Origin of the sequence: Megasphaera sp. ASD88 (genome assembly GCF_002287425.1) — a bacterium.
GTDB classification, from domain to species: Bacteria; Bacillota; Negativicutes; order Veillonellales; family Megasphaeraceae; genus Megasphaera; species Megasphaera stantonii.
In genome coordinates this window covers 16,726-37,225 of record NZ_NQXW01000024.1, presented here as the reverse complement: position 1 = coordinate 37,225, position 20,500 = coordinate 16,726, and the positions used below count along the sequence as shown (strand labels likewise).

The 20,500-nt window shown below is 52.3% G+C and carries 22 protein-coding genes and 1 tRNA gene; 21 read left to right on the top strand and 2 right to left on the bottom strand.

Annotated elements, in window-relative coordinates:
• Window positions 1-244: 244 nt before the first annotated feature.
• A tRNA-Leu gene (locus CJ260_RS10605) sits at window positions 245-328 on the bottom strand.
• Between the two features lie 252 nt (window positions 329-580).
• On the opposite strand from CJ260_RS10605, the gene CJ260_RS10600 reads away from it, so the two are divergent.
• The 8 genes from CJ260_RS10600 to CJ260_RS10570 all read left to right on the top strand — a co-directional run bounded on the left by CJ260_RS10600 (window position 581) and on the right by CJ260_RS10570 (window position 8,406).
• Window positions 581-1,204: an ECF transporter S component gene (locus tag CJ260_RS10600; RefSeq protein WP_233127969.1), complete on the top strand. Its 624-nt coding sequence runs from the start codon at window positions 581-583 to the stop codon at window positions 1,202-1,204.
• A 233-nt stretch (window positions 1,205-1,437) separates the two neighbouring features.
• The gene (gene mnmA, locus CJ260_RS10595) at window positions 1,438-2,490 is read left to right on the top strand and encodes a tRNA 2-thiouridine(34) synthase MnmA (RefSeq protein WP_095630164.1); all 1,053 of its coding nucleotides are present in this window, start codon (window positions 1,438-1,440) and stop codon (window positions 2,488-2,490) included.
• A gap of 28 nt (window positions 2,491-2,518) precedes the next feature.
• Window positions 2,519-4,321 carry a translation elongation factor 4 gene (gene lepA, locus CJ260_RS10590; protein WP_087477092.1) on the top strand — a complete coding sequence of 601 codons (1,803 nt, stop codon included), beginning with the start codon at window positions 2,519-2,521 and terminating at the stop codon, window positions 4,319-4,321.
• Window positions 4,318-4,554 carry a radical SAM protein gene (locus CJ260_RS13225; RefSeq protein WP_233127968.1) on the top strand — a complete coding sequence of 79 codons (237 nt, stop codon included), beginning with the start codon at window positions 4,318-4,320 and terminating at the stop codon, window positions 4,552-4,554. The genes lepA and CJ260_RS13225 overlap by 4 nt, the downstream gene beginning before the upstream one ends.
• Before the next feature lie 46 nt (window positions 4,555-4,600).
• Window positions 4,601-5,437: a coproporphyrinogen-III oxidase family protein gene (locus tag CJ260_RS10585; protein WP_233127967.1), complete on the top strand. Its 837-nt coding sequence runs from the start codon at window positions 4,601-4,603 to the stop codon at window positions 5,435-5,437.
• A gap of 252 nt (window positions 5,438-5,689) precedes the next feature.
• On the top strand, window positions 5,690-5,869 hold the full coding sequence (gene rpsU / locus CJ260_RS10580; RefSeq protein WP_087477090.1) for a 30S ribosomal protein S21: 180 nt from the start codon (window positions 5,690-5,692) through the stop codon (window positions 5,867-5,869).
• 26 nt (window positions 5,870-5,895) lie between these two features.
• A complete protein-coding gene (locus CJ260_RS10575; RefSeq protein ID WP_087477089.1) occupies window positions 5,896-6,342 on the top strand; it encodes a GatB/YqeY domain-containing protein in 447 nt (148 codons plus the stop codon).
• Window positions 6,343-6,504: 162 nt separating this feature from the next.
• Complete coding sequence (locus CJ260_RS10570; RefSeq protein ID WP_095630163.1) at window positions 6,505-8,406, top strand: glutamine synthetase; 1,902 nt, start codon at window positions 6,505-6,507, stop codon at window positions 8,404-8,406.
• Between the two features lie 73 nt (window positions 8,407-8,479).
• On the opposite strand, the gene CJ260_RS10565 is transcribed toward CJ260_RS10570, so the two are convergent.
• Window positions 8,480-9,232, bottom strand: coding sequence for an exodeoxyribonuclease III (locus CJ260_RS10565; protein WP_087477087.1), 753 nt, complete (start codon window positions 9,230-9,232; stop codon window positions 8,480-8,482).
• A 179-nt stretch (window positions 9,233-9,411) separates the two neighbouring features.
• On the opposite strand from CJ260_RS10565, the gene CJ260_RS10560 reads away from it, so the two are divergent.
• The 13 genes from CJ260_RS10560 to atpG all read left to right on the top strand — a co-directional run bounded on the left by CJ260_RS10560 (window position 9,412) and on the right by atpG (window position 20,498).
• Complete coding sequence (locus CJ260_RS10560) at window positions 9,412-11,049, top strand: phosphoglucomutase (protein WP_087477086.1); 1,638 nt, start codon at window positions 9,412-9,414, stop codon at window positions 11,047-11,049.
• Between the two features lie 202 nt (window positions 11,050-11,251).
• Entirely contained in the window at window positions 11,252-11,524 is a 273-nt protein-coding gene (locus tag CJ260_RS10555) for an ACT domain-containing protein (protein ID WP_087477085.1), read from the top strand.
• Between the two features lie 12 nt (window positions 11,525-11,536).
• Window positions 11,537-12,895, top strand: coding sequence for a PFL family protein (locus CJ260_RS10550; RefSeq protein WP_087477084.1), 1,359 nt, complete (start codon window positions 11,537-11,539; stop codon window positions 12,893-12,895).
• 27 nt (window positions 12,896-12,922) lie between these two features.
• Complete coding sequence (locus CJ260_RS10545; protein ID WP_095630162.1) at window positions 12,923-13,960, top strand: MraY family glycosyltransferase; 1,038 nt, start codon at window positions 12,923-12,925, stop codon at window positions 13,958-13,960.
• Window positions 13,961-13,995: 35 nt separating this feature from the next.
• Complete coding sequence (gene wecB, locus CJ260_RS10540; RefSeq protein WP_095630161.1) at window positions 13,996-15,144, top strand: non-hydrolyzing UDP-N-acetylglucosamine 2-epimerase; 1,149 nt, start codon at window positions 13,996-13,998, stop codon at window positions 15,142-15,144.
• A gap of 246 nt (window positions 15,145-15,390) precedes the next feature.
• On the top strand, window positions 15,391-15,621 hold the full coding sequence (locus CJ260_RS10535) for an AtpZ/AtpI family protein (protein ID WP_233127966.1): 231 nt from the start codon (window positions 15,391-15,393) through the stop codon (window positions 15,619-15,621).
• An 11-nt stretch (window positions 15,622-15,632) separates the two neighbouring features.
• The gene (locus CJ260_RS10530; RefSeq protein WP_087477176.1) at window positions 15,633-16,004 is read left to right on the top strand and encodes an ATP synthase subunit I; all 372 of its coding nucleotides are present in this window, start codon (window positions 15,633-15,635) and stop codon (window positions 16,002-16,004) included.
• Window positions 16,005-16,022: 18 nt separating this feature from the next.
• On the top strand, window positions 16,023-16,697 hold the full coding sequence (atpB, locus tag CJ260_RS10525; RefSeq protein ID WP_087477080.1) for a F0F1 ATP synthase subunit A: 675 nt from the start codon (window positions 16,023-16,025) through the stop codon (window positions 16,695-16,697).
• 36 nt (window positions 16,698-16,733) lie between these two features.
• The gene (gene atpE, locus CJ260_RS10520) at window positions 16,734-16,982 is read left to right on the top strand and encodes a F0F1 ATP synthase subunit C (RefSeq protein ID WP_087477079.1); all 249 of its coding nucleotides are present in this window, start codon (window positions 16,734-16,736) and stop codon (window positions 16,980-16,982) included.
• A gap of 42 nt (window positions 16,983-17,024) precedes the next feature.
• Entirely contained in the window at window positions 17,025-17,525 is a 501-nt protein-coding gene (atpF, locus tag CJ260_RS10515) for a F0F1 ATP synthase subunit B (protein ID WP_087477078.1), read from the top strand.
• A 4-nt stretch (window positions 17,526-17,529) separates the two neighbouring features.
• Window positions 17,530-18,096 (top strand): ATP synthase F1 subunit delta, encoded by a 567-nt coding sequence (gene atpH / locus CJ260_RS10510; RefSeq protein WP_087477077.1) that lies wholly within the window; start codon window positions 17,530-17,532, stop codon window positions 18,094-18,096.
• Window positions 18,096-19,631 carry a F0F1 ATP synthase subunit alpha gene (gene atpA, locus CJ260_RS10505; protein WP_095630160.1) on the top strand — a complete coding sequence of 512 codons (1,536 nt, stop codon included), beginning with the start codon at window positions 18,096-18,098 and terminating at the stop codon, window positions 19,629-19,631. The genes atpH and atpA overlap by 1 nt, the downstream gene beginning before the upstream one ends.
• A 3-nt stretch (window positions 19,632-19,634) precedes the next feature.
• Window positions 19,635-20,498 carry an ATP synthase F1 subunit gamma gene (gene atpG / locus CJ260_RS10500; RefSeq protein ID WP_095630159.1) on the top strand — a complete coding sequence of 288 codons (864 nt, stop codon included), beginning with the start codon at window positions 19,635-19,637 and terminating at the stop codon, window positions 20,496-20,498.
• Window positions 20,499-20,500: the final 2 nt, after the last annotated feature.

The following is a 20,500-nucleotide window of genomic DNA, read 5'->3' as shown; positions in this document are numbered from 1 at the left end:
TAAGCTGTACAATCTTTTCAGACATGGTTTGCTTGCTCCTTTCAGAATGGTGTGTCGCGACTTCATTCTACCAGAGTTCTGCAAGCCATGTCTCTTTTTATTTTTGCGAAACTTATTGTACCTTATCGCTGTAAATCGGTGGCAATAAATTTTTATTGATGGGGTCAAAATGGGGTCAAAGACACCAGATTTTGTGAGGTCAACAAAAAAAGGCAGAACCCGCAACTGCTGATTCTGCCTGAGTTGGTGCGAGTGAAGGGACTTGAACCCTTACGTCGTACGACGCCAGATCCTAAGTCTGGTGCGTCTGCCATTCCGCCACACTCGCTTATATGACAGGCAATAGTTTACCATATTTCAGACTTCTTTTCAAGCTTGTGGCAATTTTCACAAATTTTGCAAAATCTATTGGCAAGGGACAGCAAGTATGATATACTACGCATGGCTGTTGCAGGTCTGTATGCGTTATGATCCGGTTGGCATCGGAAGAGCGGGACTGGAAGAGGGCCTGAAAGCAGTGCTGTGATACGATATGCGACTTGTATCTTTGTTTTGAAGAGCGAGAACGGAGGAATTATGTATGCAAAAAGAAATGGGTGTCAAAGCGCCGGGCGGCGTCCGTAAACGGGCCTTGCTGACGACGCGGGAGCTGACTATCGTCGGTATGCTGTCGGGAATTACGATGTTGTTAGGCTTGACGGGGTATGGATTCATTCCCCTGCCGCTGATGAAAGCGACGATCCTGCACGTGCCTGTTATTATCGGCGCTCTGGTAGCCGGGCCGCGCGTCGGCGTTATGGTTGGCTTTATCTTCGGCTGTTTCAGTATTTTTCAGGCGATTACGACGCCTGTCGTATTGTCCTTCGCCTTTTTAAATCCGCTGATTTCCGTCGTTCCCCGCGTACTGATCGGCTTGGGGACCTATTATGTGTATAAAGCCGTATGGAAGGCGATTCACAAGGAATCGTTCAGTCTGGCTGTTGCCGGCTTTACCGGTTCGGTCATCAATACGGTCGGCGTTATGGGCGGTATTTACCTGATTTATGCAAAGGACTTTGCCGAGCTCCGCAATATTCCCTTGGATAACGTCGTCAACATCATCGTAGGCGTCTGCCTGTTCAACGGGATTCCCGAAGCCGTGGTGTCGGCCGTTATTACCGTGCCGGTGGTCATCGTGCTGAAAAAGGTTATAAAGAATAGATAAGATGTGATTTTCAAAGGGCTGCACTGTGATGCGGCCTTTTTTTATGCGGCTGTTACTAGCCACTGCCAATATATTATGATATTATTAATAATAGGCTTCAATACAGGAAGCTTTGACTACTATGTGGTACACAAGCGGCGGCTCCTGGAGCAAACGGGCGCCGGCCGCTGTATTGTCTTGCAGAGACGGCAGATGCGGCAGAGCCGCGTCGTGCAAAAAGGGGGGAATATACCATGCAGAAACGAGTTGCCGTTGCCATGAGCGGCGGCGTGGACAGTTCCGTTACAGCGGCGCTGCTGAAACGAAAGGGATATGATGTCATCGGCATTACGATGCGCCTGTGGGACGGCGAAGCGGCGGAAAAAAGCGCCGACGATGCCAAGGCGGTAGCCGATATATTGGGAATTCCCCATGACACGCTGGACTTTAGCGACACCTTCCGGCGCGATGTCATAGAATATTTTATCGACGCTTACGGCCGGGGAAAGACGCCCAATCCCTGCGTTGCCTGCAATCGGTGCGTTAAATTTGGCCGGCTGTGGGAGGAAGCGCGCCGCCGCGGCGCCGACCTGCTGGCGACGGGGCATTATGCCCGCACGGCCTACGATGCGGAACGGGGCGTGTATACGCTGCTTCGCGGTTCAGACCGGCGCAAAGATCAATCGTACGTGCTGTATCAACTGACGCAGGATTTGCTTCCCCACGTCTTGTTCCCTATGGCTGATTTTGAAAAAAGCGATACGCGGGCGATGGCGCAGGAATGGGGGTTGCCCGTGTTTAATAAACCGGATAGCCAGGATATTTGCTTTATTCCCGATAATGACTACAAGGGATTTCTGCGCCGGGAACGGGCCGGCATGTTTAAAGCCGGAAATTTTGTCGATGCAGACGGCCGAGTCATCGGCCGGCACGAAGGCATTCCGGCGTATACAATTGGCCAGCGCCGCGGCTTGAATTTGGGCGGTCCCGGCGGGCCGTATTACGTTACGGCACTGGATGTGGCTCGTAACCAGGTCGTCGTCGGTTCGAACGACGATTTATTTTCTTCAGAGGTACGGGCCGAAGGCGTATCGTGGGTAGAAGGAGAGCCTGAAGGACGCTTCCGCGCTTTGGGAAAAATACGCTATGCCGCCAAGGAATCGCCCTGCACGGTCCAACTGGAAGAACACGGCCGTATCTGCGTTACTTTCGACCAGCCCCAGCGGGCGGTCACGGCGGGACAGGCACTGGTTCTGTACGACGCCGAGACGGGCGACCGCGTTTTAGGCGGCGGCATCATTATGTAAATTGAAATACTGAAAGAGGAGAGATAACGTGGCGACAAAATATATTCGCAATTTTTCAATTATTGCCCATATAGACCATGGGAAATCGACGCTGGCCGACCGGCTGCTGGAACGGACAGGAACCGTTTCGCAGCGTGAAATGGAAGATCAGCTGCTCGATACGATGGATTTGGAACGTGAACGAGGCATTACCATCAAAGCCCAGTCGGCGCGTCTCATGTACGATGCGAAAGACGGTCATCAGTACACGCTGAACTTAATCGACACGCCGGGCCATGTCGACTTCAACTATGAAGTATCCCGCAGCTTGGCGGCCTGCGAGGGGGCGCTGCTCATCGTCGATGCAACGCAGGGCGTAGAAGCGCAGACATTGGCAAACGTGTACTTGGCCTTGGAACATGATTTGGAAATCATTCCTATCATCAATAAGATTGACTTGCCCAGCGCCGATCCCGACCGGGTGCGTAAGGAAATTGAAGACCTCATCGGGCTGGACGCGTCGGAAGCTATACTGGTCAGCGCGAAGACCGGCGTCGGCATAGACGACGTGCTCGAAGCGATCGTAAAGCACGTTCCCGAGCCGGCTGACGCTCCCGACAAACCGTTGCGGGCTCTTATTTTCGACTCCCATTTCGACCCGTACAAAGGGGCTATTGCCAACATCCGCATCATGGAAGGCAGCGTCAAGCCTGGCGACCGCATCCGCATGATGGCTTCAGGCAAGGAGTTCGAAGTCATCGAAACGGGCGTTTTCCTGCCGCAGATGTATCCCGTGCCGTCGCTGGAATGCGGCAGCGTAGGCTATTTAGCTGCCAGCATGAAGAACGTTCGCGACTGCCGCGTCGGCGATACGGTGACGCTGGCCGATAATCCGGCGTCGGAAGCCCTGCCGGGCTACCGCAAAGCCGTGCCGATGGTATACTGCGGCTTATATCCCGTTGAAACGAACGATTACGATAACCTGCGCGACGCCCTGGAAAAGCTTCACCTCAACGATGCGGCCCTGTTATTTGAACCGGAGACGTCGACGGCCTTGGGCTTTGGTTTCCGCTGCGGCTTTCTGGGCCTGCTGCACATGGACGTCGTCCGCGAACGATTGGAGCGGGAATACGGCCTGACGCTGATTACGACGGCTCCGTCTGTTATTTACCACGTGTACTGCACGGACGGCACGATGGTTGAGGTAGACAACCCGGCTCTCATGCCGGATATGACGAAAATCGATCATATCGAAGAACCCTTCGTCAAGACGACGATTATCATTCCGAAGGAAATGGTCGGCACGGTCATGGAAATTTCCCAAAATCGCCGCGGCCAGTATGAGACGATGGATTATCTCGATGAAACGAGAGTTTCTCTTGTATATAATCTTCCGTTGTGTGAAATATTATACGACTATTTCGATGTTTTGAAATCGGCGACGAGAGGGTATGCGTCTCTTGATTACGAGCTCAACGGGTATCAGTCCTCGCCTATGGTAAAGATGGATATCCTCATCAACGGCGAAGTCGTCGACGCCCTGAGCGTCATCGTACATCGCGAATTTGCCGCCCGCCGCGGCCGGGCTCTCGTCGAAAAGCTGCGCAGCCTCATTCCGCGCCAGCTGTTCCAGATCCCCATTCAGGCCGCGCTGGGCAACAAGATTATTGCCCGGGAAAACGTTGCGGCCCTGCGTAAGGACGTATTGGCCAAGTGCTACGGCGGCGATATTACGCGTAAGCGCAAGCTGCTGGAAAAGCAGAAAGAAGGGAAGAAGCGCATGAAGCAGTTCGGCACCGTCGAAATTCCTCAGGAAGCTTTCATGGCCGTCCTGCAGGTAGACGACAAATGATCGGCCTATACGTGCACGTCCCGTTTTGCGTCAAAAAATGCCGGTACTGCGACTTTCCGTCGTACAGCGGCGTCGAATCGTATATCGACGCCTACGTCGATGCCGTATGCCGCGAAATCAGCCTGTTTCCCTGTGGGGAGCAGGCTGATACTGTTTATTTCGGAGGCGGTACGCCGTCGCTGCTGCGGGCCGGCCAAATCGGCTCCATCATGAAATCTCGAGGCGCGTTTTGACATTGCCGCCGATGCGGAAATTACAGTAGAGGCGAATCCGGACAGCGTGAGCCGCCAGTACGTCCGCGAGCTGGCGGATCTTGGCGTCAACCGCGTGAGCCTCGGCATTCAGTCCTTCGACGACGGTATGCTGCGCTTTCTCGGACGGGTTCACACGGCAGACGAGGGAAAACGAGCTGTGCAGGCCGTTTGGGACGGCGGCGTCAGAAATATTTCCATCGACCTCATGTACGGCCTGCCGGGGCAGACGGAAGAGATGGTCCGCGCCGATATGGAAGAGCTTGCGCCCTTGCCCGTATGCCACGCGTCCATATACAGCCTTATCGTAGAAGAGCATACGCCCTTGTGGGATGATTTGCGCAAAGGCCGCTGCCTTCTTCCGAACGACGAGGAGATAGAACAAATGGGGCAGGCCGTTCATCGGTCTATGCACCGGCTGGGCTTTTCGCACTATGAAATTTCCAGCTATGCCAAGGCCGGCTGTTTGTCCCGGCACAACTGCAAGTACTGGCAGTACGAACCGTACGTCGGCTTCGGGCCGTCGGCTCATTCCTTTTATCATGACGAACGCTGGGCTAATATTGCGAATATTCCCCTGTATATCCGCAAGGCCGGCAGGGAAGACGCGGCGGCGGAACGCATTTCCATCGGCCGAAACCGAGCCGTTGAAGACTATTGTTTTTTAGCCCTGCGCATGCGCAAAGGCATTGACTACGCTGATTTTCAGCAGCGCTTCGGCTGTTCTGTAGAAGACGAGTTTGCCGACGTGCTGCATCGTCTTCTGGCACAGAAACTGTTGGAGGCAACGCCGGCCGGCTGCCGCATGACTGCCTTGGGCCGGGATTATGGGAATTACGTATTCAGCCAATTTATTCGCGAGTAGGCGGGATATTACGATATTTTTACTGCAATATAGAGCCTATTTGACAGATTTATGTTGTCTCCATCGTACGATGCTCCTGCCGAAAGGGGATAACAATGCGGCGAAACAGCTCATGGTTGCTGGCATTGCGGCCTGTGTAACGATGCAAGGGCGGTCAGTCAGTCCCATTTGACAAAATGACTCATTTTGAGTATAATTTCATTGTGTGCAATAAAAGCACTCCCTAACATAATTTGGAGGGAGGGATAATAGATGGCAGAAATCAAAGTAGGTAAAAACGAAACGTTGGACAGCGCACTTCGCCGCTTCAAACGTTCTTGCCAAAAGGCAGGTGTTCTCTCCGAAGTACGGAAACGCGAACACTATGAAAAACCGAGTGTACGGAGAAAGAAAAAATCCGAAGCAGCACGTAAACGGAAATACAGAGCATAATCGTCAACAGTAAGAAGGGTGATACCATGTCTCTAAAGGAACAACTGCTTCAGGACATGAAAGACGCAATGAAAGCGAAAGAAGCAGGAAAGACGGCGTTATCGGTGATCCGCATGGTCCGCTCGGCTATCCGCAATACGGAAATCGACGGCAAATGCGAATTAGACGACGCCGGCGTCGGAGCAGTCATTGCGAAAGAAATGAAACAGCGCAAAGAATCGTTGGCAGATTTTGAAAAGGCCGGCCGCGCCGATCTGGTAGAACAGGTAAAGGCAGAAATGGCCGTCCTGGAAAAGTATATGCCCAAGCAGCTTTCGGAAGATGAAATCCGGAAAATCGTGACGGACATCGTCGCCGGAAACGACGGCATGAAGATGGGTGACGTCATGAAGGCGGTTATGCCGCATGTAAAGGGCAAGGCCGACGGAAAAGTTGTTTCGGCTATTGTCAAAGAAATTTTACAACATAATTAGTTTTTATCATAAAATATATTGACAAATAAACTAATTGATTGTATTATTTTAACATGATTTACGACAACAAAATCATGTATGCAAAGTCAAAGAAGACTTCGAACCTATATCTGAAAAGATAGCAGGGGCGGAGTCTTTTTGTATTAAAAGGAGGATGTACCTATGGTAAAAGATGATTTGGTATACGTAATTCCGGCAGGACAGTATGGCAAGGAAGGCGTGCTGGCGTTATTGGAACAGCACCCGGAAATTAAATTCGTATCTCTCGTCGGTGTCGATCTGGCCGGCAACGATACGGATGAAAAGATTCCTATTTCCGTATTTTTCGACGATTATGAAAAATTCTTCAACGGTACGGCTGTGCAGACTGATGGTTCTTCTGTCGTACTTCCCGGGATTGCTACATTGTCGGACGCTCGCGTCGATATGAAAGCAGATCCTAGCGTCAACTGGTTCGTAGACTACAACGACGGTAATATCGACCCGGCTACGGGCCGTCCTGTAGGCACGCTGCGTATTCCGAGCTTTTTGTGCCATGCGACGGGATATATTGATTCCCGTTCGATTCTCCGCAATACGACGGATTATGTTGGCGAACAGATATTAGCGCTGATTAAAAAATACGGGATTAAAGGCTTGTCTGTAAATCCCGACGACATCGAAAAAATCGTATTCACGACAGCGACGGAATTGGAATTCTGGGTCAAGACACCGAGCCAGGACGTAGAAACGCGCCTCCTTTCGGCTTCTCAGAAATTGCAGGAACAGTACTGGCAGCGCACGCACGGCGTCGTCCGCACGGCCTTGGAACAGACTGTCGAACGTCTTGAAAAATACGGCCTCAATCCTGAAATGGGCCATAAGGAAGTCGGCGGCATTAAAGCTCAGATTGACGATTCGGGCAAATTGATTTTCGTATTGGAACAGATCGAAGTCGACTGGAAATTTACCAACGATCCCGTACAGACGGCGGACAACGAAATCCAAGCCCGCATCATCGTCCGCGAAGTATTCCGCGAAAACGGTCTCGAAGTTACCTTCCAGGCCAAACCGATTCAGGGTGTTGCCGGCTCCGGCGAACACACCCACTTCGGATTGGGCGCTATCTTAAAGAGCGGCAAATTCGTCAACCTGTTCAACCCCGACGATATGAATGAAGAATTTATGTCGTCCCTCGGCTACGGCGCTATCATGGGCATACTGAAGCACTATGAAGTCATGAATCCCTTCGTTTCGGCGACGACGGACTCGCTGAACCGCTTGAAACCGGGCTTTGAAGCGCCGGTCTGCATCGTAACGTCCCTGGGCGGCGAAACGCCGGACGTTCCGACCCGTAATCGTTCCGTCCTGATCGGCTTAATCCGCAGCGTTGACAGCCCGAACGGAACCCGCTTCGAGCTGCGCGCTCCCAACCCCTTTACCAACACGTATATCGCCATCGCCATGGGCTACCTCAGCGCTCTCGACGGCATTAAGTACGCCCTTTCCAGCGGCAAGACGCCGGCCGAATTGCTGGCTGAGCTGTCTAAGAAACCGGGCGAAGCCGCCGATTATCTGGAAAAAGACCGGGCATATCGCTCTGAAGTCGACGTATTTGAAGAATTCACGGCAGCGGAACGGGACGCCATGTTCGGTAAAGCTCCGCGCACCGTATGGGAAAACTTCAAAGCTCTCGAACTCCATCCGGAAAAATTGGATACTTTGGCCTGCCCGGCTTTTGAAAAGCGCATCATGGAATCGTTTAAATTGGGCGCCCTGAATCGCTGGGCCTTGGAACTGCAGTTCCGTATTATCCCCGACAACTTGTCCAAGGTCATTTCGGCAAAACCGCTGCACATGGAAGCCGATACCAATCCGCTGGAAGCCGAACGGTGGACGAAGATCAACGCCCTCCGCACGGAATTAGGCCGCGATACGGATAAGAGCTTGTCCATCTTCTCCAAGATTAAAAAGGCCTTGGCCGCTAACGACTACGACGCCGCTTCGGACCTCATGGTCGTCATGAATGACAAGATGGATGAACTGACCGATTTGTATTATGAATACTCTCACAACGCATTTTAATAAATAGAAAAATATGCATGCAAATACCCCTGCCGTACCGGCAGGGGTATTTCTATAAAGGCAGGTATACGATTTACTTCAGCACTAATCCGACTGGGCAGTGGTCGCTGCCTGTGATGTCGGTGTAGATTTCGGCTTGTTCTAACCGGCTGTCCAAATCTTTGGACGTGATGAAATAGTCAATGCGCCATCCGGCGTTGTTCTGACGGGCTTTGAAGCGATAGCTCCACCAGGAGTACACGCCTTCTTTGTCAGGATAGAAATAGCGCCACGTGTCTGTAAATCCGGCGGCCAGCAGTTCTGTCATCTTCTGCCGTTCTTCGTCGGAAAAGCCGGCGTTTTTGCGGTTGGTCTTGGGATTTTTTAAGTCGATTTCTTCGTGGGCCACGTTCAGGTCGCCGCACAGCACGACAGGCTTGGTTTTGTTGAGCTCGACGAGATAGCGGCGAAAATCGTCTTCCCAGGTCATGCGGTAGTCGAGACGGGCTAGTTCCGACTGACTGTTGGGGGTGTAGCAGGTGACGAAGTATATGTCATCGAATTCCAGCGTAATCAGGCGGCCTTCATGGTCGTGTTCGTCGATGCCCATGCCGTACGAGCAGGACAGGGGCTTGCGTTTCGTAAAGATGGCCGTGCCGCTGTAGCCCTTCCGGTCGGCGTAGTTCCAATATTGCTCGTAGCCGGGCAAGTCCAGATCAATTTGACCTTCCTGGAGCTTTGTTTCCTGCAGGCAGAAAATATCGGCGTCCAGAGCGGAAAAAACATCCATAAATCCTTTTTTCATTACGGCGCGCAGGCCGTTTACATTCCAGGAAATGCATTTCATGGGTCTTCATCCTTTCTTTGGATAACTTACTGTCGTAATTCAAGAAAATTTGGTATAATAAACATAAAATATTACTTTTGCAGCATGCTGCAAGCAGTAAATGTAAGTTTGCCTTTATATTGCATTCTTATTGTATAGAAAAGCAGTATGCTTGTCAAAATCGAATCAGGTGATCAGAAATGGCAGTACATGAATTAGCAGGAACGAAAGTAAGAAAAGAGGATTATATTGATTTGCAGGCTATTGCGGCGGCCTATGCCAATACTCATCCTGACGTAAGCGATCCGCATCAGCAGGTGCGCTTTGGCACGTCGGGCCATCGCGGACAGGCTGGAAACGGCAGCTTTACGGCCGACCACGTCGCGGCTATTGCCCAGGCTGTCTGCAACTTCCGCAAGCAGTTCGGCGCAGAAGGCCCCTTGTTCGTCGGTGAAGATACCCACTATTTGTCCAAGCTGGCCTATGAAACGGTCTTGGGCGTATTGGCGGCTAACGGCGTTACGGCTTATGTAGACAGCGAAAATGACTTTGTGCCGACGCCGTCCGTATCGCGGGCCATTCTCCGCTACAATGACTGCCGCAGCGAAAAGCTGGCCGACGGCTTGATCATTACGCCGTCCCATAATCCTCCCGAACACGGCGGTATCAAGTACAACCCGATTACCGGCGGCCCGGCAGAATCGGATATTACCAAGGCGATTGAAGCGGAAGCAAACCGCCTGCTGGCCGGCCATAACGCCGAAGTCAAGAGCATGTCCTATGAAGACGCGAAGAACAGCCAGTGGGTCGTGCCGTACGACTACAAGGGACTGTATGTGGCAGAACTTGAATCCATTATCGATATGGACGCTATCCGCGGCGCGAACCTGCGCATTATGGTCAACGCTCTGGGCGGCTCGGGCATGAATTACTGGCACAAGATTTCGGAACAGTATCATATTCCCATCGACTTCGTCAATGATACGTACGATCCGCAGTTTACCTTCATGAATTACGACCATGACGGCAAGGTCCGCATGGACTGCTCGTCGGCATACGTCATGTCGGCCGTTACGCAGAGCAAGGACAAATACGACCTGATTTTAGCCAACGACCCGGACTACGACCGTTTCGGCATCGTTTCCGGCGCGCAGGGCATGATTTCGGCCAACGCTTACCTGACGGTGGCGTCCCACTATCTGATGACTCACCGCAACTTTGCCGGACGGGGTATCGCCAAGACCGTTGTCACGACGGATATGCTGGCCCGCTCGGCGGCTATGCTCGGTATTCCCTGCTACGAAGTGCCCGTCGGCTTTAAATATTTCGGCTCCTTGTACACGGAAGGTAAAATCGCCTTTTCCGGCGAAGAAAGCGCTGGCGGCTCCTTTGTCGCGAAAGACGGCAGCGTCTGGACGACGGATAAAGACGGCATGATCATGTGCCTCTTAGCTGCGGAAATCAAGGCCGTTACGGGCAAATCGCCTATCGACTACTACAATGATTTGTGCGAAAAGCTGGGCCGTCCGTACACGATGCGCAGCGATGCGCCGGCGACGCTGGAAGAAAAGGATCAGATCAGCTCCCTGACGGAAAGCGACGTTACGGAAAAGACCCTGTGCGGCAGTGAAATCAAGGCGGTGCTGTCCAAGTCCCCATACGGCGACTTCGCTATCGGCGGCGTCAAGATCGCGACCGACGACGGCTGGGTAGCGGCGCGCCCGTCCGGTACGGAAGATCTGTACAAGCTGTATGCAGAAAGCTTCGTATCCCAGGAACAGGCGGCGGCGCTGCTGGAAGAAGGCAAGGCGCTGATTTCCAAGGCTTTGGCTAAATAAGACAATACTATACCTTAACGGAAAGAAGAAAGGACGGGCGAAAGCGTGTCCTTTCTTTTCCGGGGAATTTCCGTAAGCGGCGCGGCGAAACGGCGCTATTATGTGGCGCAGCAGTAGAATTTTGCGATTGACTTATGGTATAATAAAAGGCATGGTAGATTAGAAAGAAATTAAAGATATGCAATAAAGGAGTGGAATCCCCATGAAAGTTGTTATCACCGTAGTCGGAGTAGACCGGACTGGCATTATCGCTACAGTAAGCCAGGTCATGGCAGAACACCAGATTAATATTATGACGATAAATCAGGTCATTTTGGACGGTATTTTCAATATGGCGATGATCGTAGACATGGAGCAGTCGACCGTCGATTTGGAAGGCCTTCAGGCTATCCTGCGGGAAAAGGGCGACGCCCTGGGCGTAGAAATCCGGGCGCAGAACCAGGCCATTTTCGATGCGATGCATCAAGTAGGATAAGGAGAACCGGGTATGCTGACAATCCATGACGTATTAGAAACGAATCAAATGATACAGAAGAATAATCTGGACGTCCGTACGATTACGATGGGGATTAGTCTTCTTGACTGCTGTTCCAGCGACGGCAAGGTATTATGCCGCAATATTTACGATAAAATCACGTCGTACGGCGAGAACCTCGTCAAGACGGGCGAAGACATTGCCCGCGAATACGGCGTGCCGATCATTAACAAGCGCGTAGCCGTTACGCCTATCAGCCTGGTAGCCGGAGCCAGCGATTTGACGAATTACGTTGAAATCGCCAGAACGCTCGACAAGGCGGCGAAGGAAATCGGTATCGACTTCATCGGCGGTTTTTCCGCGCTGGTGGAACGGGGCTTTACGGACGGCGACCGCCGTCTCATCGACTCCATCGCCGAAAGCCTGGCCTGCACCGATTTGGTATGCAGCTCCGTTGCCGTCGGCTCGACGAAAGCCGGCCTCAACATGGATGCCATCGCTGAAATGGGCCGGGTATTCAAGGATTTGGCCGAACGGACGAAGGATAAGGATGCCTTAGGCTGCGCGAAATTGGTTGTATTTTCCAACGCCGTTGAAGACAACCCCTTCATGGCCGGCGCCTTCCACGGCGTGACGAACGGCGACTGCTGTGTCAGCGTCGGCGTCAGCGGACCGGGCGTCGTCAAACGGGCATTGGAAAATGTCAAGGGCGAACCTTTCGATGTCGTTGCCGAAACGATCAAGAAGACGGCCTTCAAGATTACCCGCGTAGGGCAGCTCGTCGCCATGGAAGCGTCGAAGCGGCTCAACGTTCCCTTCGGCATCATCGACCTGTCCTTAGCTCCTACGCCGGCTGTCGGCGACAGCGTAGCCGACATTTTGGAAGAAATGGGTCTTGAAAGCTGCGGCGCCTGCGGTACGACGGCGGCTCTGGCTTTGCTGAACGACGCGGTGAAAAAGGGCGGCCTCATGGCTTCGTCCCGCGTCGGCGGCTTGTCGGGCGCGTTTATTCCTGTCAGCGAAGACAAGGGGATGCTGGAAGCCGTCGGCAGAGGCAGCCTGACCTTGGAAAAACTGGAAGCTATGACCTGCGTGTGCTCCGTCGGCCTCGACATGATCGCCATTCCCGGCGATACGTCGGCGGCGACGATTTCCGCTATTATTGCCGATGAAGCGGCTATCGGCATGATTAACAACAAGACGACAGCCGTCCGCGTCATTCCCGTTCCGGGCAAAGACGTCGGCGATACGGTTGAATTCGGCGGCCTTCTTGGCTACTGCCCGATTATCAACGTAAATAAATACAAGTCGGACGCATTTATCGCCCGCGGCGGACGCATCCCTGCACCGATGCGCAGTCTGACAAACTAATGATGTTACGGAAAGTAGGCGTGTGTTGTGCTTGAATATTTTGTGCCGTTTTTGATTGCCCTCATAGTTGCATATGTATTGACGCCAGGCGTTAAAAAGTTGGCAATTAAAGTCGGCGCCGTTGACAAACCTAATGCGAGAAAGGTCCATACTCACGCCATACCGCGGCTGGGCGGGCTGGCTATCTACGTCGGCTTCATGGCGGCCGTACTCTTTTGCGTGCCTGTGCGCCACGAGCTGCTGGGCCTTCTCCTGGGATGCACGGCTATCGTCGCCTTGGGCATTTGGGACGATATCTGCAATATTCCGGCTAAAGTAAAATTAGTCGGACAGATCGTTGCGGCATGTATTCCCATCGCCTTTGGAATTCAGATCGAATGGCTGACAAATCCCTTCGGCACGCTCATCGTACTGCCGGAGCTCGTCGCTATTCCAGTGACGATTTTCTGGATTATCGGGTTTACGAATACAGTAAATCTGATTGACGGCCTGGATGGATTGGCGGCCGGCGTGTCGTTTATCGCGTCGGTATCGATGTTTTTGCTGGCTTATACCATGAACCAGTACCTGCCGGCTATGATCATCGTCGCAATGGCCGGAGCAGCTCTCGGCTTTTTGCAGTACAATTTTAACCCCGCCAAGATTTTCATGGGCGATACGGGAAGTATGCTGCTGGGCTATACGATGGCCGTCGCAGCTGTGCTGGGGCTGGTTAAGACGGCGGCGACGATCGCGTTGGTAGTGCCGCTCATCGCTCTGGGCCTGCCCATTTTGGATACGTTATTCGCCATTATCCGCCGCAAGATGAGCGGCGTGCCCATTTTTCAGCCTGATAAGGGACATCTGCACCATCGCCTGCTGGCTTTAGGCATGTCGCAGAAGCAAGCTGTATTGATCATGTATTTCGTCAGCATCGTTCTGGGGATCGTAGCCTTGTTTGTCGCTAACGTAAGTTATCAGACAGGCATTGCGACGGTATTGGTCGTCCTTGCTGTGATTATTTATACGGCGAAACGCCTTGGCATACTGCAAAAAACAACGGCCAATTCTACCCGCAAGGAATAGGCGGGTAGAATTGTTTCGTCTAAGGAGGTATTTCTATGATTAAGGTAATGACTGTATTCGGCACGCGTCCGGAAGCGATCAAGATGGCTCCGGTCGTACTGGAATTGAAAAAGCACGCCGATAAAATCCAGACAGTCGTGGCCGTTACAGCCCAGCACCGGCAGATGCTGGATCAGGTGCTGGAGTTATTCCGCATCGAGCCTGATTATGATTTAGATATTATGTCGCAGGGACAGACGTTATACGACATTACGACAAAATCCCTCATGGGGCTGAAGTCCGTGTTGGAAACGGAAAAGCCGGATATCGTCCTCGTGCACGGCGATACGACGACGACCTTTGCTGGAGCGTTGGCGGCGTATTATCAGCAAATTCCCGTCGGCCACGTGGAAGCGGGCCTGCGCACGGGCAATATCTATTCGCCCTTTCCGGAAGAAATGAACCGCAAGCTGACCGGCTCCATCGCGGCCATTCACTTTGCGCCGACGGCGACAGCGAAAGCCAACCTGCTGAAAGAAGCCGTAGCGGAAAAAAATATCTATGTCACGGGCAATACAGTCATCGACGCCTTGATGAAGACCGTCGACCCGGCGTATACCTTTGAAGACGAAATGCTCAATAACATCGATTTCCTCCGCCACCGGGTCATCTTGATGACGACGCACCGCCGGGAAAACCTGGGCGAGCCGATGCGTCATATTTACAAAGCCCTGCGGAGCATCGTAGAGGAAATTCCCGATACGGAAGTCGTTTTCCCAGTGCATCGCAATCCGCTGGTGCGGAAAGTCGTAGAAGAAGAATTATCCGGCGTGGACCGCATTCACCTCATCGATCCGATGGAATACGAGCCCTTCGCCAATCTCATGAACAAATGCAGCCTCGTGTTGACTGATTCGGGCGGCATTCAGGAGGAAGCGCCGTCTTTAGGTAAGCCGGTGCTGGTGCTGCGCGATACGACGGAACGGCCCGAGGCCGTGGCGGCCGGTACGGTACGCCTGATCGGGACGGAAAAAGACGTGGTGTATCGCGAAACGAAGCGTCTGCTGACAGATCAGCACGCCTATGATACGATGAGCAACGCCGTCAATCCTTATGGCGACGGAAAAGCTTCGCAGCGCATCGTTCAGGCCATCCTGCGCGACTTCGGCGGAGAAGAAACGGTGCTGGAAGAATTTTCTCTATAACAATAATGTATAAAGAGACGCCGGTTCATGCCTAAAAAGATATGCATATATTTCTTTTGTTAATAGAAAATATTGACAAATTTAAAATGTTGCTTTTAAATTTTTTCCATGCTAAAATAATTCAATAGCGATTGCGGGTAACGCAACGTCGATATTCGCAACCGCTACTATGCCATCAACGGAAACAGAGGTGTCTGCAGCATGAAGCGGAGGCGTACTGAATCTCATGATGACAATGCAAATCAGATGAAGCTCTGGAATATCGTTGCAATTGCCGGTTCCTTAGGTCTGACCTTGTTTGTCTGCATCTGCGCGGGCGTAGCGTTAGGACGTTTTATTGACTCACATGCCGGAACGGCGCCGTGGGGCATGATTGTGTGTTCCCTCATAGGCGCCGCGTCTGGTTTTTTGTCCTTGTATAAGAAAGCCGTGCGCTTGAATGAAGACAAGCCGTCTCATATGGAAAAAGACAAATAAGGGTGGTGCTGGTGGAAGAATTTGTAAGGTATGTAAAAGCGACGTTGTGCAAGCTCATCGGATTTACATGTTTTGTCGCTGCCGTCCTTGCCGTAAGCGGGGAAACGCAGTACATTACGGGCTGGTGTATCGGCAACGGAATCAACATCGCCTATTTTTTGATGCTGACCAGCCGCTCTGCGCGAGCCGTACAATTACCGCCGGCGCGGGCTGTCGCCTTGATACGGGGCGGCGCCGTCCTGCGTCTTGTCATGATCGCGCTGGTATTAATCGTCGTGGCGCAGTTCCCGTCTATTCATTTTGGGGCTGCTGTAGCCGGATTGTTTACCTATCGGGTGACGATTTTTGCCGACATGCTGATCCGGCATGTACGCCAGCGGTAAAGAAAGGAGGTAAAACGTATGGAATTACATACGGGGCATCATTGGGTCGTCCAGATCCTTGGGATGAACGTCAATATGGATACGATTATCATGACGTGGATCGTCGGTATCTTAGTCATCATCGTTTCCTTGGCAGCCACGCGAAAGCGGTCTCTCGTCCCGTCAGGGATGCAGAACGCCATGGAAATGGTTGTCACGGCGCTTCTCGCCCAGTTTAAGGAAACCCTTGGCCCCAAGTACAGTCAGGTTGTATCTATCTTACTGACCATGTTCCTATTCATCTTGTTTTCCAACGAATTGGGGCTATTGCCGACGAACCATCTTCTGGCGTCTCCTACAAATGATTTGAATACAACCGTAGCGTTGGCGCTGGTATCTTCTGCGATGGTTCATGTTATCGCATTGAAAAACCAGGGTGTGAAGAAGCACTTTAAGCACTTCTTCCAGCCATTTGCTCCCTTTGTCATCATCAATGTGCTGGAAGAATTTACAAAGCCGCTGACGTTGGCTTTCCGTCTTTTCGGCAACATTCTGGCCGGGGAAATCCTGTTGGAAGTACTGTACTTCCTCGTTCCGGCAGGCGTGCCGATTGTCTGGCTGATCTTCAGCTTGTTCATCGGCTTAATTCAAGCGTTTATTTTTACTATATTGACGACATCGTACTTAGCTCCTTCCTTCCAGGGCGGGCATTAAACTACATTGTATATCGTATTTAGGAGGTCATTGATTATGGAAAATGCATTGATATTAGGGTTATCGGCTCTTGGCGCAGCAATTGGTATCGGTTTGGCAGCTCTCGGCGCTGCAGTCGGCGACGGCCACGCTGCTTCTAAAATGCTGGAAGGCGTAGCACGTCAGCCTGAAATGGGCGGCAAGCTGCTGACCAACTTCCTCATTTCCGTCGGCTTGATCGAATCCATGCCTATTATCGCAGCCGTTATCGCCATCGTGCTCGTATTTGCCAATCCCTTTATTTAATGGTGGAGGAACTGGATTCCATCATGAAAGGAGGGTGTTACGTTGGTTAGTTTAACCGAAGGAACGTTGTTGTTCCAAATTATCAACTTCTTTATCTTAGTGGCTATTTTGGCAAAATTTGCGTATAAACCGCTGCTGAAGGTTTTGGAAGAACGCCGCAACAAGATCGAATCGGATCTCGACGCCGCGGCCCAGGCCAGAGAAGCGGCAGCGCAGCTGCAGGCCGAATACGAAGCGCAGCTCCGCAGCGCCCGCGCCGAAGCCCAGGCTATTATCGATAAAGCCGTAAAGCAGGCTGATAAAGAGGCGCAGGCCCAGCTCAGCGCAATACGCGAACAGATTGCCCGGGAAAAACAGATCGCCCAAGCGGAAATTGCAAACGAACGGGAAGTTGCTATCCGGGAAATGCGCAACGAAGTAGTAACGCTGTCTATGGCTGTGGCAGAAAAGCTGCTTAAAAAGAATCTGGACCCGGATATGAATGCAAAACTGGTTGCAAACTGCATCGATCAGCTTCAGGAAAACCGCGTAAAGGGGAACTGACGCTATGATACCGGAAGTCGTATACAGCAAATACAGCCAGGCTATGTTCGATATTGCAAAAGAACAGGGCAAACTTGATATATTTGGAACAGAGTTGAAAGCTGTCCGCGATGCCATGCAGGAAAATCCTGATTTGCAGAAGTTTATCTGCCATCCGCTCATACAGCCCGGCGTAAAGAAGGATACGCTGCAGAAAATATTTGCCGGCGACGTAGAGCCGCTGGTACTGCAGTTTCTCTACGTTATGATCGACAGGCGGCGCGAAGCGGCTATTGTTCCCGCCATCGACGGGTTTATCGACCTGGCGCGGGCGGCGCAGAACATCGAAGTCGCGAAGGTGCGCGTCGTCAAGGCGCTGACGGCGGCGGAAGAAGAAAAACTGGTTGCCGGATTGGAAAAGATGACAGGCAAGAAGATCGAGCCGCTGTATTACATCGATCCGTCTATCATCGGCGGCATGGTCATCCAGATTGGCGACAGATTAATAGACGGCAGCCTTGCGCGGCAGCTGCGTGATATGCAGCAGTCTCTTCTGCAGGCTGGCGTAACGAATGGGGTGACGGACGAATAATGAAGATGAAGCCAGAAGAAATTACGGCTATAATTAGACAGCAAATCGAAAATTATAATGTGGAGATGAACGTCGATGATATCGGCACCGTTCTGGAAGTCGGGGACGGCATCGCCCACGTTTACGGTTTGGATAAAGCCATGTCCGGGGAATTGCTGGAACTGCCTCGCGGCGTATACGGCATGGCCCTGAACTTGGAAGAAGACAACGTCGGCGCCGTACTACTCGGCGACGACTCCCTGATTAAAGAAGGCGACACGGTACGCCGCACAGGCCGCGTCATGCGCGTTCCCGTAGGCGAAGCTATGATTGGCCGCGTCGTAAATCCCTTGGGCGCGCCTATCGACGGCAAAGGGGAAATCAAGACGACAGAATCCCGTCTCGTCGAAGTGCAGGCGTCAGGTATTGCCGACCGTCAGCCTGTAAAGGTACCTCTTCAGACGGGGCTTAAATCTATCGACTCCATGGTTCCTATCGGACGGGGCCAGCGTGAATTGATCATCGGCGACCGCGGTACGGGCAAGACGGCTATCGCTATCGACACGATTTTAAATCAAAAAGACAGTGGCGTTATTTGCGTTTACGTCGCTATTGGACAAAAAGCCTCGACGGTTGCCCGCGTCGTCCGTACTTTGGAAGAAAACGGCGCGATGGCGTATACTATCGTCGTTGCTGCTACGGCATCTGACGGCGCGCCGCTCCAGTACCTGGCTCCGTATTCGGGCGTATCTATCGGCGAATACTTCATGTATCAGGGCAAGGACGTCCTCTGCGTATATGACGACTTGTCCAAACACGCCCAGGCATACCGTGCCATGAGCTTGCTGCTCCGCCGTCCGCCTGGACGTGAAGCCTATCCCGGCGACGTATTCTACTTACATTCCCGTCTGCTGGAACGGGCAGCAAAGCTTTCTGATGATTTGGGTGGCGGCTCCATTACAGCCTTGCCGATTATTGAAACGCTGGCCGGCGACTTGTCGGCGTACATCCCGACAAACGTTATTTCCATTACGGACGGTCAGATATTCCTCGAAACGGAAGCCTTTAACTCCGGTATCCGTCCGGCTATCAACGTCGGCTTGTCCGTATCCCGCGTAGGCGGCTCCGCCCAGATTAAGGCTATGAAGAAAATTGCCGGTACCCTTCGCTTGGATTTGGCGCAGTACCGCGAATTGGCGGCCTTCGCCCAGTTTGGCTCTGACCTCGATAAGAGCACAAAGGCCCAGATCGATAAAGGCGAACGGACGATGCAGCTCTTAATTCAGCCGCAGTATCATCCTATGCCGGTCGAAGACCAGGTTATGCAGATTTATTTGGCCGTTAAAAACTACCTCATGCCGATTCAGGTATCGGAAGTACAGCAGTTTGCCGACGGCTTCATCACGTTCATGCATACCAATTATCCGGAAGTCGGCGAAAGCATCAAGACGACGAAGGAACTCGGCCAGGACGCAGAAGCAACCCTCCAGAAGGCCATCGGCGAATATACGAAGCAGTATAGCGCCACCCATGAGCTGATTAAAGAGGAGGAATAATCTATGCCGAGTGCACGCGAAATAAACCGGCGGATCAAATCCGTTACGAATACTCAGCAGATTACGAAAGCCATGAAAATGGTATCGTCTGTACGACTGCGCCGTGCACAGGAAAGGGCGTTGGCCACAGCGCCGTATACGGAAAAAATCGAAGGCATGCTGCAGCGCTTGGCAGCGGCGTCTACAGGCGAAAAAGTCGCCTTGTTTACGCCTCATGACGAAGTGAAGAGGACGTGCTATATTATCGTCGGGGCTGACAAAGGCCTGGCCGGCGCGTTTAATTCTAATATCAACAAGGCCATGGTTGCCGTGCTGAAAGATAAGCCCCGCAGCGCTTCGATGCTGCTCGTGACAGGCCGTAAGCCTGCTGAATATTTAAAGCATTTGCATATCGTGCCGGACCAGAAGTGGACGGGCTTTTCCGATAAGCCGCAGTTCACCGATGCCCAGCAGATTGCCCATGTTGCGACAGAACAATTTTTGGCTGGCGAAGTTGACGAAGTATATATCATTTATACGAAGTTTAAGTCAGCCTTATCGCAAGAAGTACAAACCGTCAAAATGCTGCCTATTTCGCAGCAGGACGGCTCTGAAAAAACCGGTCCGAAAGAAGAGTATCTCTTTGCGCCGGATGCCCATCAGGTCTTGGAATCGCTTTTGCCCCAGTATCTGGACATGCTCGTGTACAACAGCCTGCTCCAGTCGGCGGCCAGCGAGCTCGGGGCCCGTATGACGGCTATGACGTCGGCAACGGATAATGCAGGCGAGCTGATCGACAGATTGACTGTCCATTACAACAAAGTCCGTCAGGCCGGCATTACGAACGAACTGACAGAAATTGTCAGCGGTGCTAATGCCCTGCAGTAGGG

What these genes read in the sequence shown, in the direction of transcription:
- CJ260_RS10600 (WP_233127969.1), top strand. Translation starts at nt 581, where the DNA reads ATGCAAAAAGAAATGGGTGTCAAAGCGCCGGGCGGCGTCCGTAAACGG.
- mnmA (WP_095630164.1), top strand. Translation starts at nt 1,438, where the DNA reads ATGCAGAAACGAGTTGCCGTTGCCATGAGCGGCGGCGTGGACAGTTCC.
- CJ260_RS13225 (WP_233127968.1), top strand. Translation starts at nt 4,318, where the DNA reads ATGATCGGCCTATACGTGCACGTCCCGTTTTGCGTCAAAAAATGCCGG.
- rpsU (WP_087477090.1), top strand. Translation starts at nt 5,690, where the DNA reads ATGGCAGAAATCAAAGTAGGTAAAAACGAAACGTTGGACAGCGCACTT.
- CJ260_RS10575 (WP_087477089.1), top strand. Translation starts at nt 5,896, where the DNA reads ATGTCTCTAAAGGAACAACTGCTTCAGGACATGAAAGACGCAATGAAA.
- CJ260_RS10570 (WP_095630163.1), top strand. Translation starts at nt 6,505, where the DNA reads ATGGTAAAAGATGATTTGGTATACGTAATTCCGGCAGGACAGTATGGC.
- CJ260_RS10565 (WP_087477087.1), bottom strand. Translation starts at nt 9,232, where the DNA reads ATGAAATGCATTTCCTGGAATGTAAACGGCCTGCGCGCCGTAATGAAA.
- CJ260_RS10560 (WP_087477086.1), top strand. Translation starts at nt 9,412, where the DNA reads ATGGCAGTACATGAATTAGCAGGAACGAAAGTAAGAAAAGAGGATTAT.
- CJ260_RS10555 (WP_087477085.1), top strand. Translation starts at nt 11,252, where the DNA reads ATGAAAGTTGTTATCACCGTAGTCGGAGTAGACCGGACTGGCATTATC.
- CJ260_RS10550 (WP_087477084.1), top strand. Translation starts at nt 11,537, where the DNA reads ATGCTGACAATCCATGACGTATTAGAAACGAATCAAATGATACAGAAG.
- wecB (WP_095630161.1), top strand. Translation starts at nt 13,996, where the DNA reads ATGATTAAGGTAATGACTGTATTCGGCACGCGTCCGGAAGCGATCAAG.
- CJ260_RS10535 (WP_233127966.1), top strand. Translation starts at nt 15,391, where the DNA reads ATGAAGCTCTGGAATATCGTTGCAATTGCCGGTTCCTTAGGTCTGACC.
- atpB (WP_087477080.1), top strand. Translation starts at nt 16,023, where the DNA reads ATGGAATTACATACGGGGCATCATTGGGTCGTCCAGATCCTTGGGATG.
- atpE (WP_087477079.1), top strand. Translation starts at nt 16,734, where the DNA reads ATGGAAAATGCATTGATATTAGGGTTATCGGCTCTTGGCGCAGCAATT.
- atpH (WP_087477077.1), top strand. Translation starts at nt 17,530, where the DNA reads ATGATACCGGAAGTCGTATACAGCAAATACAGCCAGGCTATGTTCGAT.
- atpA (WP_095630160.1), top strand. Translation starts at nt 18,096, where the DNA reads ATGAAGATGAAGCCAGAAGAAATTACGGCTATAATTAGACAGCAAATC.
- atpG (WP_095630159.1), top strand. Translation starts at nt 19,635, where the DNA reads ATGCCGAGTGCACGCGAAATAAACCGGCGGATCAAATCCGTTACGAAT.